Source organism: Rhodospirillaceae bacterium (assembly GCA_016712715.1).
Lineage (GTDB): Bacteria > Pseudomonadota > Alphaproteobacteria > Dongiales > Dongiaceae > Dongia.
Genome location: JADJQM010000001.1, coordinates 825,001 through 841,613 on the forward strand (window position 1 = coordinate 825,001; position 16,613 = coordinate 841,613).

At 62.1% G+C, this 16,613-nt stretch carries 9 protein-coding genes and 2 pseudogenes; 1 reads left to right on the forward strand and 10 read right to left on the reverse strand.

Annotated features, from left to right (window positions below; translation table 11 throughout):
* Positions 1 to 9: 9 nt before the first annotated feature.
* Positions 10 to 552, reverse strand: coding sequence for a hydrolase (locus IPK59_04180; protein MBK8158002.1), 543 nt, complete (start codon positions 550 to 552; stop codon positions 10 to 12).
* 173 nt (positions 553 to 725) lie between these two features.
* Here IPK59_04180 and IPK59_04185 point away from each other — a divergent pair, with 173 nt between their 5' ends.
* Positions 726 to 2,456 (forward strand): DEAD/DEAH box helicase, encoded by a 1,731-nt coding sequence (locus IPK59_04185; GenBank protein MBK8158003.1) that lies wholly within the window; start codon positions 726 to 728, stop codon positions 2,454 to 2,456.
* Positions 2,457 to 2,463: 7 nt separating this feature from the next.
* On the opposite strand, the gene IPK59_04190 is transcribed toward IPK59_04185, so the two are convergent.
* The 9 genes and pseudogenes from IPK59_04190 to sucC all read right to left on the reverse strand — a co-directional run bounded on the left by IPK59_04190 (position 2,464) and on the right by sucC (position 16,470).
* Positions 2,464 to 4,098 carry a Na/Pi cotransporter family protein gene (locus IPK59_04190; protein MBK8158004.1) on the reverse strand — a complete coding sequence of 545 codons (1,635 nt, stop codon included), beginning with the start codon at positions 4,096 to 4,098 and terminating at the stop codon, positions 2,464 to 2,466.
* 117 nt (positions 4,099 to 4,215) lie between these two features.
* A pseudogene (locus IPK59_04195) lies at positions 4,216 to 5,918 on the reverse strand (putative 2-aminoethylphosphonate ABC transporter permease subunit).
* 1 nt (position 5,919) lies between these two features.
* Entirely contained in the window at positions 5,920 to 7,017 is a 1,098-nt protein-coding gene (locus tag IPK59_04200; GenBank protein MBK8158005.1) for a putative 2-aminoethylphosphonate ABC transporter ATP-binding protein, read from the reverse strand.
* Positions 7,018 to 7,114: 97 nt separating this feature from the next.
* Positions 7,115 to 8,176, reverse strand: a complete 1,062-nt coding sequence (locus IPK59_04205) for a putative 2-aminoethylphosphonate ABC transporter substrate-binding protein (protein ID MBK8158006.1) — start codon at positions 8,174 to 8,176, stop codon at positions 7,115 to 7,117.
* A gap of 202 nt (positions 8,177 to 8,378) precedes the next feature.
* Positions 8,379 to 9,884 (reverse strand): annotated as a pseudogene (locus IPK59_04210) (leucyl aminopeptidase).
* Positions 9,885 to 9,911: 27 nt separating this feature from the next.
* Positions 9,912 to 11,111 (reverse strand): MFS transporter, encoded by a 1,200-nt coding sequence (locus IPK59_04215; protein MBK8158007.1) that lies wholly within the window; start codon positions 11,109 to 11,111, stop codon positions 9,912 to 9,914.
* A 91-nt stretch (positions 11,112 to 11,202) separates the two neighbouring features.
* Positions 11,203 to 14,304: a phosphoenolpyruvate carboxylase gene (locus tag IPK59_04220; protein ID MBK8158008.1), complete on the reverse strand. Its 3,102-nt coding sequence runs from the start codon at positions 14,302 to 14,304 to the stop codon at positions 11,203 to 11,205.
* A gap of 99 nt (positions 14,305 to 14,403) precedes the next feature.
* Positions 14,404 to 15,279, reverse strand: coding sequence for a succinate--CoA ligase subunit alpha (gene sucD / locus IPK59_04225; protein ID MBK8158009.1), 876 nt, complete (start codon positions 15,277 to 15,279; stop codon positions 14,404 to 14,406).
* Positions 15,280 to 15,282: 3 nt separating this feature from the next.
* Positions 15,283 to 16,470, reverse strand: coding sequence for an ADP-forming succinate--CoA ligase subunit beta (sucC, locus tag IPK59_04230; GenBank protein MBK8158010.1), 1,188 nt, complete (start codon positions 16,468 to 16,470; stop codon positions 15,283 to 15,285).
* Positions 16,471 to 16,613: the final 143 nt, after the last annotated feature.

The window sequence follows — 16,613 nt, forward strand, 5'->3', positions numbered from 1 at the left end:
GCTGCCGCGTCAGCGAATCAAGCGCGAGATCGCCTTGAATTCCGCCGCCGCCGCCGTGCGCAACCACTCAAAGAGCACCATTTCGCTGGTCACCACGTCAATACCCGCAGCGCGCATCCGCGCGATCGCGACGCTCTTGCTCTCGGCCCGGCGCGAACCCACGGCATCGGCCACCAAGCTGACCTCGTGACCCGCTTCCCGCATCTCCAGCGCCGTCTGCAATACACAGACATGCGCCTCCGTGCCGCAGATGATCGTGTTACGCCCGGGGACCTTGGTGAGTGCCGCGCGCAGAAGAGGATTGGCAAAGCAGGAGAACTCCACCTTCTCAAACGCTTGATGCTTGCCGGCGAGCGCCAGCAGCGTTGGCAAGGTCGCCCCCAATCCCTTGCGGTATTGCTCGGAAATCAGCACCGGCACGGCGAGTTCGGCCGCCCCCTGCAGCAGGATTCCGCAGCGCGCCGCGACACCGGCGATATCGTCGATCGCGGGCGCCAGGCGTTCCTGCATATCGACAACCAGCAATTGAGAATTGTCACGCTTCAGCAACATGGCGACCTCCCAGAACACGCGATTTTGACGGCATTTCCTCGACCATAGCCCCCGGCTGTGATTGACAAAAGCCAACATCTCCCTATATTGCGCGACATGTATGCGGCGGTCGCCACGGGAGCCGAGGGCGGCCGTTTTGCTTGTGAGATCGGCCCCCCAATTTTCGAGACATCATGGTTTTTTCCGATCTGGGGCTCAGCCCCGAGCTTATCCGCGCGGTCACCGAAGCCGGCTATATTGAACCGACGCCGATCCAGGCGCAGGCCATTCCGACGGTGCTGATGGGGCGCGACGTGCTGGGCTGTGCCCAAACCGGCACCGGCAAGACCGCCGGCTTCACCCTGCCGATGATCGACATCCTGGCGAACGGCCGCGCCAAGGCGCGCATGCCGCGTTCGCTGATCGTCGAGCCGACGCGGGAACTGGCGGCCCAGGTCGCGCAGAACTTCGAGAAGTACGGCAAGTACCACAACCTCAAGCACGCCCTCATCATCGGCGGTGAAGGTTTCGCCGAACAGGAAGCCAGGCTGATGGGCGGCGTCGACGTGCTCATCGCAACGCCCGGGCGCCTGCTCGATCTGTTCGAGCGCGGCAAGATCCTGCTCATCGATGTGAAGATCCTGGTCATCGACGAAGCCGATCGCATGCTGGACATGGGTTTCATTCCCGATGTCGAACGCATCGTCAGCCTGCTGCCGAAGATCCGCCAGACATTGTTCTTCTCGGCCACGATGGCGCCAGAAATTCGCCGTCTCTCCGACCAGTTCCTGATGAACCCGAAAGAGATCACGGTCTCGGCGCCCGCCAGCACGGCGACAACCGTCACCCAGGGCATGATCGTCGTCAACGACATGGACAAGCGCGAAGCGCTGCGTCGCCTTATCCGCAATGAGAATGTCGGCAACGCGCTGATCTTCTGCAACCGCAAGGTCGATGTCGACATCCTCTACAAGTCGCTCACCAAGCATGGCTTCAAGGCCGTGCGCCTGCATGGCGATCTCGCGCAGTCGGCGCGCAGCGAAACGCTGGAAATGTTCAAGCGCGGCGAAGCATCGCTCATGGTCTGCAGCGACGTTGCCGCCCGCGGCATCGACATTGCCGGCCTCACCCATGTATTCAACTTCGACACGCCGATTCACGCCGAGGACTATGTCCACCGCATCGGTCGCACCGGCCGCGCCGGCAAGGAAGGCCGCGCCTTCACCTTCGCGACACCCGATGACGGCAAGAACATCGCCGCGATCGTCAAGCTGATCGGCAAGGAAATTCCCACCATCACCATCGAGGGCATCGAATCGCAGCCCTTCGGCGAAGGCGACGGCCGTCGTGGCCGTGGTCGCAGCCGCGGTGCACCGTCGTCGGGCCGCAATGATCGCGGCCGTGGCGGCAAGGATCGCCCGCGTCATGGCGACCGCCCGCAGCGCGATGAGCGGCCCCAGGCCGCCGTTGCCGAGACGGACATGACGGCCCTGCCCGTAGCCGATATCGAACAGCCAGTGACGGTCCTCGATGTCGAGGCCAATGGCGCCGTGCCGAATGAAGCGAAGTCGCGCACGCCGCGTCGTCGCCGCGGCGGCAAGAAGGACAATGTCGCGGTCGCAGCAAACTCGGAAGCCGTGATCGATGCGGCGATTCCGCATCCGACCGAAACGCTGCATCGCCATGACCTGCTCGAAGCCAGCACGGCCCTGCCGGAGGCGATCGACACGAACGCCCATGTGCAAGGCCAGAAGAGCTTGGTGCCCGTTCAGCCGCATGAGAACAGGCATCAACGCCGCGCCAATTCCAAGCCGCATCATGAAGAAGAAGCAATGATCGCTGGCCACGGCTTTGGCGATCATCTGCCGGCCTTCCTGCGTCGCCCGGTACGCCTGCCCGCAGGCGACCGGCGGACTGGAAAGTAGATAAGGACTATTTGAGGCGGGTTGGGCTGAGCTCGCCCGCCGCTTCGAGAATCGGCTGGCCGACAATGGCCAGATGCGAGTTGATGCGCTTCAAGTCGCGCAGGATGTCGAGATGCAGGCTGCTGGTCTGAATGCTCTCGATGCGCCCCGAACGCAGGCGCGACAGATGATTCTCCGCCGCACTCTTCTCCATTTCCCGGAACAGGCGCTTTTCCTCGAATAGCTGGCGCGCCAGCTTGATGTCGCCCGACATGAACACGTTCATGGCGAGTTCGAGATTGTGCGTCAGGCGTTCATGGAGCTTGTCGAGTTCCTGCGTGCCCTCAGGCGAGAATTTCAGCTGGTACTTCACCTTCTTCGCGGCAAGGTCCATGAGGTTCTTGTCGACGATGTCGCCTATATGCTCGAGATTGGTGATGAAGGTGATGAGGTCGAGCACGCGCTTCTGATCGGCCGGATCCATCAATTCGCGGCTGACGCCGGTGAGATAGAGCTTGATCGCCTCATTGAGTCGGTCGATCTGCGTGTCGAGGTCGCTCACCTGCTTGATGAGGCGCCGATCATCGGAGCGGAACACTTCCAGCGACTGGCGCAGCATCTGTCCCACGAGATCACCCATGCGCAGCGCCTCGCGCCCGGCATTTGCAAGTGCAATGGTCGGCTGGTCGACGGGACCTTGCGACAGATAGCGCGGCTTGCCTGGATCATCGGCGCCGGATTGATCGGGCAGCAGGCGCGCGGTCAGCCGCGCCACAGGCCCGGTGAAGCCGATGAAGATCACCGCCAGTGCCAGGTTGAAGGCGACATGATAGTTGAGCGCCTGGCGCACCGGGGCCGCCTCCAGCATCGCAAGATAAGACTGCACGATCCCGATAAGCGGTACGGCAAGACAAACACCGATTACGCGGAAGATAAGATTGCCGAGCGGCACACGACGTGCCTCGGGCGGTTCGCCGGAGGTGGCAAGGATGGGCATGACGGCGCTGCCGAGATTGGCCCCGAGGATGAGCGCAAAGCCGAGATCGACCGGCACCATGGATTTCGCCATGAAGCTGATAACCAGCAGCACGACCGCAAGGCTGGAGGTCGAAAGCACGGTGAGGGCTGCTCCCACCAGCACGCCGAAGACCGGCGCATCGCTCATCAGCTTCAGCACCTGCGGCAGGAGCGGCGCGTTGCGGACAGGCTCGGCCGCCTCGGTGATGAGATGGAGGCCCAGCAAGGCGATGCCGAGGCCGACGATGGCGCGGCCGAGATCGCGCACCTTGGAATCCTCGAACTTGCTGAACATCACCCAGCCGATGACGATCATCAGCGGCGAGATCCAGCCCACCTTGAAGGAATAGGCCTGCGCCACCAGGCTGGTGCCGAGATCGGCCCCCAGCATGACGGCAAGGGCACCGGCCGTCGTCACCAGCTTGCGCGACGCAAAGGAAGCCGAGAGCAGCGCCGTGGCACTCGAAGATTGCAGCAGGCAGGTGATGCCGAGGCCGGAGAGGAAGGCGCTGAAACGGTTGCTGGTGGCGAGGCTGAGGCTCTGGCGCAGCCTGGCGCCATAGGCGCGCAGCACGCCTGTCCGCACCATGCGCAGGCCCCAGAGCAGGAGCGCCGCCGCGCCGAATAGATTGAGCAGAAAGATCATGCCGGTATCGCCTCAATTTTTCCGCGCCGGGCTAGTACGCCCGACTCAGCTTCTGTCACGAAACTGTAACATACTGGGGCTGGCGATGGCGATGAAGGCTTAGGACCGACCGCTAACTCAGCGCTTGCGCCACGCCTGCGTCCGCCGCTCGACCCGGCGCATGATCAGGCTGTGCAATCCCTTGAGAACCGCCGAGGTGGCAACGATGGTCATGCCCATGGCGCAGGCGGAGGCCGTGTTGCCGGCATCGTCGGTGTTGATGGCATTGATCGACATCAAATTGGTATCGGCCGAATAGAGAAACACCACGGCCGACACCGTCGTCATTGCATTGACGAAGAGATAGACGCTGATATCCAGGATCGCCGGCAGGCAGACCGGTACGGTCACCCGCCAGAAAGTCCGGTAAAGCGGGACCTTCAAGGAGGCCGCGACGGATTCGAACTCGCTATCCACCTGCTTCAGTGCGGTGACGGCGGTGAGGTGGCCGACTGTATAGAAATGACAGATCGTGTTCACGACCAGCACGGTCATGGTGCCGTAGATGAAGTTGAGCGGATTGTCCGGCGCATTGAAGAAGAAGATGTAGGAGAGGCCGAGCACGATCCCCGGTACCGCCAACGGGATCATCGCGAGGAGATGCAGCATGGCGCGGAGGCGGCCGCCCCCCTGCTCTTGTCCACCAGATAGGCGCCGCAGAAGATGATCGCCGTGCCGATCGCCGCCGCCAGTGCTGCCATGCGCAGGCTGTTGAAGTAGGGCCCCCAGCCATCGGTGCCGGCGCGGGCGAAATCATACCATTTGAGAGTCAGGCTGAGATTGTAGGGCCACAACTTCACCAGCGACCCGAACAGCGCCATGCCGAGAACCAACAGCAGAAAGCCCGCCATCGCCGCGACCAGGCAGAAGAACAGACGGTCGACCAGCACGCGGGGCTTGGGCTGCAACGGCACTGCCCGCGCCGAAAGGAGCGCCACCTGCTTGCGCTGGATGATGCGGTCGACGGCGAAGGAAAGAACAGCAGGCAGCAGGAGCAGGAGGCCGACAACGGCGCCCATCTGGAAATTGAACTGGCCGATCACCTGCCGATAGACATCGGTCGCCAGGACGTTGTAGGAGCCGCCAATGACCTTGGGCACGCCAAAATCGGTGAAGATAAGTGTGAAGACCACCAGGCCGGCGCTCACCAAGCCATAGCGGCAACCGGGCAACGTCACCGTCATGAATATCCGTGCCGGGCGCGCACGGAGGGACTCAGCCGCCTCATAGAGTCTCGCATCGGCGACCGACAGGGCCGTTACCAGAATGATGAGCGCATGGGGAAAGGCGAAGAATACTTCGCCCATGACGATGCCGATCGGGCCATAAATCTCGTGACCGAGCAAAAGAGATTTGAAGATTCCCTGATTTCCGAACAGATAGACTAGCGCCAAGCCAGGCAACAGCGAGGGCGCCAGCAACGGGATCAAGGCAATGGCACGGAAGAGGCCGCGCCCCTTCATGCAGGTGCGCGTCAGGGCATAGGCATAGAGAAATGCCATGAGCAGGGTGATGACAGTGCCGATGCCGGCCACAAAGATCGTGTTGCCGAATGATTGTAGCATTGCCGGGTCGGCGAAGTAGCGCGCAAAATTGGCGAGACCGACGAACGTACCGTCCTTGTCCTGCAAGCTCTTGGCCAGCAGCGTATAAAGCGGCAGGACCAGAGTCACGACCAGGTAAAGGCCGAGCAGCAACAGGCACAGGCGCACCAGCCAATCTTCTCGCGTGATTGTCGGCCGGATCCGGCGCGGTGTGACGGCGCTGGCGGACATTATCATGTCAACCATGATGGCTGGCCGCGCTTACCAGTGCCGGGAACAACCTTATGCGATCGGCCGGCAGGGCGATGGTCAGCTCCTGGCCCGGCGCCAGAGACAGATCGCGCATTGCATTGATGGAGAAATCGGCCTGCAAGCGGCGGCCGCAAACGAGCCGCAATTCCGCCCGGCAGAAGGAGCCCAGGAATTCCATATGCTCGATCTTGGCGAGTACGCTGTTGGCCTGTCCGGGTACCACGCCGCGAATCTGGATATCTTCTGGGCGAATACAGAGCATTGCGCCGCCGTTGCCATTGGACCTGCCACCACGGATCTCAAGCACGGCTTCGCCCAGGCGGATCAAGTTGTCGGATTGATGCTCGACGTCCAGGAAGTTCATCTGCCCCACGAAATCGGCCACAAAGGATGCTTCCGGTTGACGATAGACGTCGATTGGCGTGCCGATCTGTTCGATGCGTCCCTCATTCATGACCACGATGCGGTCGGCGATGGCAAGGGCTTCCTCCTGGTCGTGGGTGACCATGATCGTGGTGACCTTGAGGCGGCGCTGCAATTGCTTGAGTTCGGCGCGAAGATGCTGACGCACACGGGCATCGAGGGCCGAGAGCGGCTCGTCCAGAAGGAGCAAGCCCGGCGACATGGCAAGCGCCCGCGCCAGTGCCACGCGCTGCTGTTGTCCGCCCGAAAGCTGGCTAGGATATTTCTTCTCCTGCCCGGTCAAGCCGACCATGGCCAGCAGATCGTCGACGCGCTGATGGATGTCAGTCCGCGACAGTTTTCCGCCGACCAGTCCGTACCCAACATTGTCGGCCACGTTGAGATTGGGAAATAGCGCATAGGATTGGAAAACGATCCCGAAATCCCGCTGCGATGGCGGCAGGGCCGAGATGTCGACACCGTTCTGGACGATCGTGCCGGAGGATTGAATGTCGAGACCGGCGATGGCGCGGAGCAAGGTGGTCTTGCCGCAGCCAGATGGCCCAAGGAAGCAGACAAATTCGCCGGCATAGATATCCAGCGAAATGTTCTTCAGTGCCTGGAAGTCGCCGAAACTCTTGCTCACATGTTCGATGCGTAGGTAGGGCGTCCGGCCGGTCATCTTCATATTCCGTTCGATCAACGACAAAACAATCGGACGACCTGGCCACACGCAGTGGCCGGGTCGCCCGAGGTCACAACTAAGGTCCGCGTCGCTGTTACTTCGGCGCGTCCTTGGAGCCGAAGCTCTTCTGCCATTCGTCGAGAATGGCCTGACGACGATCGGCCATGTCATAGAAGTTGTTGGGCGAGATCATCAGCTTGTCTTCGTCGGCCGGATAGTTGGCCGGCAGGCTTGCCGTCACGTCCTTGCGTGCGAGGACCTGATAGCTGTCGTTGTAGAGCTTGTTGGCGTCCGCGCTGGCGGCAAAGTCAGCCAGCTTCTGGGCCGCGGCCAATTGCTTGGTGCCCTTCATAATGGCGGTTGCTTCCATGTCCCAGCCAATACCTTCCTTGGGCAGGATCACTTCGACCGGTGCGCCGTCATTGATCAACTTGACACCCGGATAGGCGAAGGAGATGCCGATCGGATATTCACCGGCGCCCACCGCCTTGCAAGGCTTGGAGCCCGAATGCAAGTAGGTCTTGATATTGTCGTGGAGCGCCGTCATGTAGGTCCATCCGCCCTTGTCGCCAAAGAGCTGCAGCCAAGCCGAGACCGTCAGGAATCCAGTGCCCGAGGAGCCCGGGTTCGGCATGACGATCTGGTCCTTGTAGACCGGGTTGGTGAGGTCCTTCCAGCTGGTCGGCTTCGGCAGGCCGAGCTTCTCAGCTTCGACCGTATTGAAGCAGATGGCGGAGGCCCAGGCGTCCATGCCGACCCAGGTGGGCCAGCCGCTGCGCAGATCCTTGAAATCGTCCTTGATCAGGTCGAAGCCAACCGGACGGTAGCTTTCAAGCATGCCTTCCTTGTCGAGCACCATCAGACTGGTGGCGGCGAGGCCCCAAACGACGTCAGCCTGACGATTGTCCTTTTCGGCCAGCAGGCGCGCCGAGATGACACCAGTCGAGTCACGTTGCCATTCGATAACGATGCCGGGATTGGCTTTCTCGAAGGCTTCCTTGTAGATCGGCATCTGCTCTTCTTCGAGCGCGGTATAGACCTTGAGCACGACGTCGTCAGCCAAGGTCGGCGTGGTAGCAGCGAACAGTGAAGCCGCCGTCCCCAGAACGGCTGCCCCCATCAGCGCCATCTTGCGGCGCGAGATCCAATTTTTCATATCCCCGTCTCCTGGTGTGCGACCGCTTAATTTGCGGCGACTGGAAGTTGGCGCTCAACTGCGCACCTTTGATGATGCTTTGATTACAAATCAAAGTCGCCAGGGGCTTTCTCTATGTCCTATATAGATAATTTCAATGTCAGTGGTGCGACCGACGGCTAAGCGCCGGTCGCCTCTTTTCCAGGCAGACGTCGCCTAAATCTCAGACAATGCCTTCGCTTTTGGCCACAAATTGTTCCAGAAGCTGGACAGCATAGCCCGTGCCGCCGGCCGGGCAGGTGCTGCGGTCCTTGGCCGCAAACTCTCGGCCGGCAATATCGAGATGCGCCCAGGGGAGATCCTTGACGAACTGCTTGAGCAAGGCCGCTGCATGCGGCGCATCGCCCGATTCCGAATCTTCGGCATGGTGCTTGATGTCGGCGATGCGGGATTCCAGATGCTCGTCATAGGATTTGTCGAGCGGCATGCGCCACAAGCGTTCGCCAACCTCCTGGCCGGCGCTGGTGAGATGCGTCGCCAGATCGTCATTGTTGGCGAAGATGCCGGCAAAGACCGTGCCGAGCGCTGCCTGGATCGAATAGGTGAGCGTCGCCAGATCGACGATCGATTTCGGCTTGAAGCGTGAGGCGGTGTAAAAGAGCGCATCGATCAGCACCAGGCGCCCCTCGGCATCGGTGTCGATCATCTCGATGGTGCGGCCGGAAAGCGTCTTGACGATGTCGCCCGGCTTGAAGGCATTGCCGGAGGGCATGTTCTCGACCAGGCCGACGACACCCACCACATTGACCTTGGCCTTGCGTTCGGCAAGCGCCCAGATGAGACCCATCACAGCGGCACCGCCGGCCATGTCGCCCCTTCATGTCGTACATGGCGCCCGAACGCTTGATGCACAGGCCGCCGGATCGAAGCAGACGCCCTTGCCCACGAACGCCAGCGGCGCATCGCCTTTCTTGTTGCCGGCACCGCTATACTGCAGCACCAGGAGGCGCGGCGGCCTCGCGGAGCCCTGGCCCACGGCGAGCAGCGCGTTGAGGCCGAGCTTGGCCATCTGCTTTTCGTCGAGCGCCTCGACCTTGACACCGAGTTTGGTGAGCTTCTTCGCCCGTGCGACGAAGCTTTCCGGATAGAGCTCGTTGGGCGGTTCGTTGGTGAGGTCGCGCGCCAAAGCGACGCCATTGGCGACGGCACCCAGACGCCGCATGACCTTGTCTGCCGCGGCCGGATGCGCTGTCACCAATGTGAGGCCGGCCAGCGCCTTGGGCTTGTCGGGCTTGTGTTCAGTGAGGAAGCGGTCAAAACGGTAGTTGCGCAGCTGCGCGCCCAACGCGATCTCGCCGCCGATCTCAGCCTCTTCAAGCTTGCAGCCCTTGACCGGATCGACCAGCAGGGTGGCGCTGGTCTCGAATTCCTTGACGAGATGGGCCGCGAGCGCCCCGCCCGCTTCGCGCAGCGACAAGGCAGCCATATCCTTCGCGGCACCGAGGCCGAGGATGATGACGCGGCGCGCTTTCGTTCCATTGGGCACCAGGAGCTCGGTGAGTTCGCCCTTCTTGCCCTTGAAGCGCGGCAGATCGAGGCTGCGCTGCAGCGCACCGGAAAGCACCTTGTCCAGAGCCTCGCCACGAGGTCCAAGCTTGCCACCCTCACTGATCAGCACAACCAGAACCGCGGCATCGGCAGCCGGCTTGGCCACAAAGTCAATTTTCATCGGTCGTTTCCCTTGAGAGAGCGATTTTCAGGCGATGGCCGGCACGAGATCCCTGCCCCGGTTTTCCCGGATGGCAAAGGCCATCAGTCCGGCGAGAATAGCCAAACCGAAGGCGACAAGCCAAACCCAATCATATCTCGCTGACCAGTCGAAGATGCGGGCGGCGAGGAACACGCCGACGGCACCACCCAGTGCGTGACCGGCGGAAAGAAGCCCCATGGCAAGCCCCATCACCTTCATGCCGAGATGGCTGGCAACGAGGCTGGCCGTGGGCGGGACGGTCGAATAGTCGAACACGCCGAACACAACCGCAAAGCCGAACAGCAAATTGATGTCGTCGGCCGCCATCAGCAGGATGAGGAAGCTGAAGGCGCGGGCGATATAGATGGCGCCCAGCAGCAGCGGCCGGTTCATGCGGTCGGTGAGCCAGCCCGCGAACACCATGCCGGCAAGATTGATGGCCGAGAGCAGCCCATAGGCCACAGCACTTTCCTGGGGTGGAAAGCCGCAGGTAGCGGCAAACGGCAGGAAGTGGGTTTCGATGACGCCGGTCGTGGTGAAGCCGCAGATGAAGAAGCTCCAGAACAGCAATTGGAAGGTGCCGCTCTTCGCCAGCCGAGAGAGCCGAACCGGCAGGCTATCGAGTTGGACCGCGTTGCGTGACGTGCGCGAGGTGCCCTCATTGCGCAGCAGGAAGAAGACGATCGGCGCCAGGGCCAGACATCCCAGACCCAGCACGACATAGCTCGCGCGCCAACCGAAGGCCGCGAGGATGAGCGCGACGATCGGCACAAAGAGAAACTGACCGGCGGAAGAGCCGGAGGTGGCGATGCCGACGGCCAGACCCTGGCGTTCGCTGAACCGGTAGCTGACTGCCGTGGAGACGACATGGGTTGCCACCGTGCCGAAACCGATCGCGGCCAGCAGGCTGTAGGCGAGATAGAACTGCCAGGCGTTCTGCACCATGCTGGTGCCGAGCATGCCGACACCAAGCGCCACCAGGCCACCGCCCAGCAGAAGGCGCGGACCGAACCTGTCGACGAGGTTGCCGGCGAAGGGCGCCACCATGGCCATGATGACCAGGGCCCAACCGGCGGCATCCGACACGCCGGTCCGGTTCCAACCAAGCTCCAGTTCCATGGGCGCCATGGCGAGGCCGATATTGGCCCGCGCCGAGAATCCGACCGAGAGGGCGATGAAGCCGAGGCCGACGACCAGCCATCCCATCACACCCGGTTTTCCAGCGATCCCGGCCGTCCCACCCGTTCGATCCATCACGCACCCCTGACAAAGGGGCGCGCCGGCCCTGATGATCGACCTAGCCCAACGCCCCGACGGTGTGGATGATACCTGAACTCAGCCGCCTGACCAGTGTGTAGAGACCGGCAATAGGACCAAAGATCGCCTGGTGTTCACGTTCATAGGTCTGGTGCCAATCCCCTACATAGGTCGCGGCTTCTCCGAAATCGCCTTCGAACTTGATCTGCTCGACCTTGGGAAAAATCGTGTTCAGCTTGCGCATGGCGTCGTCGATCTCGAGATGGAAGATCTTCGACACCAATTGCTGTCGCGTGATGTTGTGCTGGTCCGAAAAGTCCGGGATATGCGCGGTCAGCGTGAAGATGCGCATGATGAGCGCGATGCGCAGCCCATGCAGCAGGCGGAGGTCCATGCGCACCTCGTCGCTGATCTTGGCCTGTGGCAGGCCGACCAGGGCAAGGCCTTCGCGCAAATCAAGCATGTCGCGCTGGAAGACGCGGTAGATCTTGGCGAGCTTCTCATAGACCCGGTCGCCTTCGAGATGCTCCGCGACATGGCGAAGCTCGGTAGCAGCCACTGCGTCCTTCGCCTGATAGGCGCGCGAGAGCCACTGGCCGGGATCGAACAGATCGACATAGCATTTCAAGGCTTCGAGATCGGTAAAGGCCAGGGCCCAATCGACCATTCCCAGCAGCCTGCGGCAGCGCGGCGATGATTGGTAAAGGCGCTGGAAGCGTTCCGGGTCGCGGGCAATCGCCTGCCCCACGCCGCCCACCGTGTTCGCCAGCATGCCCAATTGCTGGAGGATGCCGTTATGGGGGATGGCGCGCATCTGGCTGGGATGGGTGAGGTTGACGCGTTGCGCTAATCCTTCGTGTTCGCGCTTCACCGGGCGCGAACCGCTGATGAAAAGGAGATTGCCGCCGAACGTATCGAGGAGTGCTGCATAGGCCGGGTCGTTCATCACCTCCTCATTGAAGCGGCGGATGGTGATGAAGAACTCCTTCACATAGTCTTCGTCATGGCGATAGGCAGGATCCGATTCAACATCGTCGGTGGGAATCGGCAGCATGTATTCGAGGATGCGCGTGACCGAGGCCAAGGCAATATCCGGCGTGATGAAATAGAGATAGCCATCGCCACCCTGGAAGCTTGCCTCCTCCTTCCCGCGGATGCCCTGCTGCGCGAAGTTCTGGCGGCTCACAGGCGAGGCCACATATTCGAGGCGAGCGCGGAAATCCTCCGGATGGCCACCGCGGCCGATCGATTCGCCGTGGGTGTCGAAGATCACCAGTTCGATATCGTCGAAGCCGCGCTGGCGCATCAGCTCGGCAAGCTTGAGGCGCAGCCACTCCACTGAAATGGCCGCCACTGTCTGGCCGAGATGGCGGCCGGCATCCGAGAAGCCGGTCTGGATGCACAGGCGGCCGCGCTTGCGCACGTAGGCCGCAAAGGCCGGGTTCTGCAGGCATTCATCGATGACGCGGATACCGCGTTCGAACGCCTTGGTGGTCTCGAACAGCGGCGAGATATCGACCTTGCCGTCGACGCCAAACAGCTTGGCAAAATAGAGCGCCGAGAGAAGTGTGAGTGGCGTCTCGGTCTCGGCGATGAGGAAGCGGACGGGGACCGTGGTGTCAATGTATTTCAGCATCTTCGCCACGATCATGAACAGACGCTTGGCCGATGTGCGCTCAGCGAGGATCGAGGCGAAGTTGATCTGTACCGGCTTCACATGCAGCAGCAGCTTGGTGATCTTGGCGATGTAGGAGCGCTTGTGGGCGGGATCGTCGGGGGCCGCCTCCATGTCAATCAGCTTGCGGATCGCGTTATGGATCTGCACGGCGTTCAGGCGCACATGGGTATGCGCCATACCGAGCCCGTGATTGGCGATCTCGGCGCGCAACACGATGAGCTTGCGCCGCTGCTCAGGCGTCTTGGAGAGTCCCAAGGCCCGATCGATGAGTTCCAGCAGTTGCGCCGAATCAATGAGGCGCAGTTCGCGGCCGTCATGCATGCGCTTGGCGATGCGGCGGACCTCCTCGGCCCAGGCCAAGGGTGCCTCGCCTTCCTTCTTGCCACCCTGGAAGACCTCGATCTCGTCCTCGGCTTCCTTGATGGCCAGCGCAAGGCGGCTTTCCAGCAATTCGAGGAGATGAACCAGATCGACATTGCTGCGCTTCGATTCAATCCCTGTACGCAGTTCGTCGACCAGCTTCACATAACGCTGCAGCTGCAGGACCTGGATCTTGAGGCGGGTGAAGAGCGTGTCACTCCACTTGATGTCGGAACGGCCGTCGAGATCATAGCCGACCCAGCTTGCGACCGTGATGAGGCGCGGCGACAATTGCTCCCATTCGTCGGGATAGTGCTCGGCAGCGACGTCGAGAGCGATTTCATAGGCGCGGCGGAGCGCTCCGTGGATGTTGGCAATCGCCACCACCGACATGTCGTATTCATAGGTGAGATCGAGCTTTTCCGGCGGCCGGTGCTCGACGGCCCGCGCATCGGCCAGGATCTTGCGGCGGCGCGTGGCGGTCACCTTCTCGCCATCCGCCGTGCGGCCGACGCCAAGCTCGGCCAGCAGGCGCACCATTTCGTGGGATTGGCTGAAGGTCGGATGGCCGGTGATGACGATGCCGAACAATTCCCGCTCTACCGCGGCCTTGTAGCTCTGAAAGGAAATGCGATTGGCCTTCTGCTTGCCGCCGCCCGGCCTGCGCGAGCTGGCGGCCAGGGCCTGGAAGGCATCGCGCAGGCGCTGCTCGTTGCGCCTGGGATCGCTTTCGCCCAGATAGTGGTTGAGGCGCGCGGCGCGATGTTCGAAGCCCGCCACGGTCAGTTCCTGAATCAGGGTCTCGATGCCGCCGAGCGACAGCTTGCCCTTGTCGAGGCGCTTGCCGACCTCAAGCGCCAGCAGCTTCACCGAATTGCCGAAGGGATTGCGCTCGCGGAGGCCCGCAAGATCGCCGAACGCTGATTTCAGATCACGCTCCGCCTTCGCGACATCGAAGCCGCGCTCGATGGGGAACATGCGCTCGAGGGGCTTGAGGCCGGCTTCAAGCGCCGGCCCCTTCGCGGCCGGCTTGCGCGAGGCCGGTTTGACCCGCAAGGCAGCCGCATCGGAATTTCGCGACTTGCCCTGCTTCGCCGTGGTCATGGGTACCTCCAACTCAAGAAAATTCGTGCGCCGAGACCCAAAGAGTACAGGTCCCGGCGCAGGCGCAAAAGAACTTTTGTGCAGTGCAATAAAGTAAATCTAGGCGCGCAAGGCCTCAAGGGCCGTCTGGCCCAGCTCCGCCGGGCTGGGGGTGATCCGGATACCGGCCGCCCGCAGCGCGTCGATCTTCTCGGCGGCACTTTCGCCGCCCCCCGAGACGATGGCACCGGCATGGCCCATGCGCCGCCCGGCGGGGGCAGCCTTGCCGGCGATGAAGCCCACAACCGGCTTCTTGCGCTTTTCTCGCTTGAGGAACTCGGCTGCCTCGATCTCCGGTGTGCCACCAATTTCGCCGATCATGATGATGGCCTCGGTCTGGTCGTCGCCCAGGAACAGCTCCAGGATATCGAGGAAGCTGGAACCGTTGACCGGGTCGCCGCCGATGCCGACCACGGTCGATTGGCCGAGGCCGACCGCCGTGGTCTGAGTCGCTGCCTCATATGAAAGGGTGCCGGAGCGGGAAACAATGCCGACCTTGCCGGCTTTGTGGACGTAGCCCGGCATGATGCCCATCTTGCACTGTTCCGGCGTAATGACGCCGGGGCAGTTCGGGCCGATGACGCGGGACTTCGTGCCCTTCAGCTCCTTGCGCACGCGCGCCATATCGTGGACGGGGATGCCGTCGGTGATGGCGACGATGATCTCGATGCCGGCGTCGATCGCTTCCATGATCGAATCCATGGCGTAGATGGGCGGCACATAGATCGCGGTCGCATTGGCGCCAGTCTTGGCGCGCGCCTCATGCACCGTGTTGAAGACCGGCAGGCCGAGATGTGAACTGCCGCCCTTGCCCGGGGTGACACCGCCCACCATCTGCGTGCCGTAATCCAGCGCCTGCTGCGAATGGAAGGTGCCGTGCGTGCCGGTGAAGCCCTGGCAGATCACCTTGGTGTCCTTGTTGACGAGAATTGCCATGGCTTAGGCCCTCTTCTGCTCGGGAGTCTTGGATTGCGTGGCGGCGACAATCTTCTGCGCAGCATCGGCCAATGTGGTTGCCGTGATGATCGGCAGGCCGGATTGCTCCAGGATCTCACGGCCCAGTTGCACATTCGTGCCTTCGAGCCGTACCACGAGCGGTCGGTCGAGGCCCACTTCCCTTGCTGCACCGACGATGCCTTCGGCAATCGAATTGCAGCGCATCATGCCGCCGAAGACATTGACGAGAATGCCGCGCACGCCGGGATCGTTGAAGATGAGCTTGAAGGCGCAGGCGACGCGTTCCTTGGTGGCAGCACCGGCAATGTCCATAAAGTTGGCAGGCTGGCCGCCGAAATGCTGGATGATGTCCATGGTCGCCATGGCGAGGCCGGCGCCATTCACCATGCAGCCGATATTGCCATCCAGCTTCACATAATTGAGGTCGTGGCGGGCGGCTTCGAGTTCCAGCGGATCGACCTCGTTGTCATCTCGCAGATCCTGGATGTCGCTGTGCCGGAACAAGGCGTTGTCGTCGAAGATCATCTTGCAGTCGAGTGCCACCAGGCGGCCGACGCCGGTCACGACCAGCGGGTTGATCTCGATCATCACCGCATCGAGGCTGCGGAAGGCCTTGTTGACGGCCATCACCAAGCGCACGAACTTATGCACTTCGCGCTCCTTAAGGCCGAGAGAAAATGCCACCTGCCGCGCCTGGAAGGCGCGCATCGGCGTGGCCGGCTGCATGTCGAGCCGGATGATCTTGTCCGGATGATGCGCCGCCACCTCTTCGATATCCATGCCGCCTTCGGTGGAGGCAATAAGCGTGACGCCGCCGGTCGCACGATTGATCAACTGCGCCACGTAAAGCTCGCGGGCAATGTCGCTCGCCTGTTCAATGTAGATCTTGCGCACCTGGCGCCCCTCAGGGCCGGTCTGATGCGTCACCAGCTTCATGCCGAGCATCTGGTCGGCGTTGGCGACGACTTCCTTGATCGATTTGCAGATCTTGACGCCACCGGCCTTGCCGCGGCCGCCGGCATGGATCTGCGCCTTGACGACCCAAGTCGGGCCGTCGAGTTCCTCGGCGACCGATTCCGCCTCGACCAGATTGTGCGCGACATCGCCGCGCGGTACCGGCACGCCGAAGCGACGCAGCAACTGCTTTGCCTGGTATTCATGGATGTTCATCGCCTGCTCTCCCCTATCAGCCCGGGCTTGGCCGCGAGGCAAGTTTGCCCGTGGCGCCCAACGCGCGATCGATTTATCTGGATGGCAAATGCTGCGTTCAGCAGGCCGATTGACCAAGCGGACGGAAATTTCTCCGCCCCCTG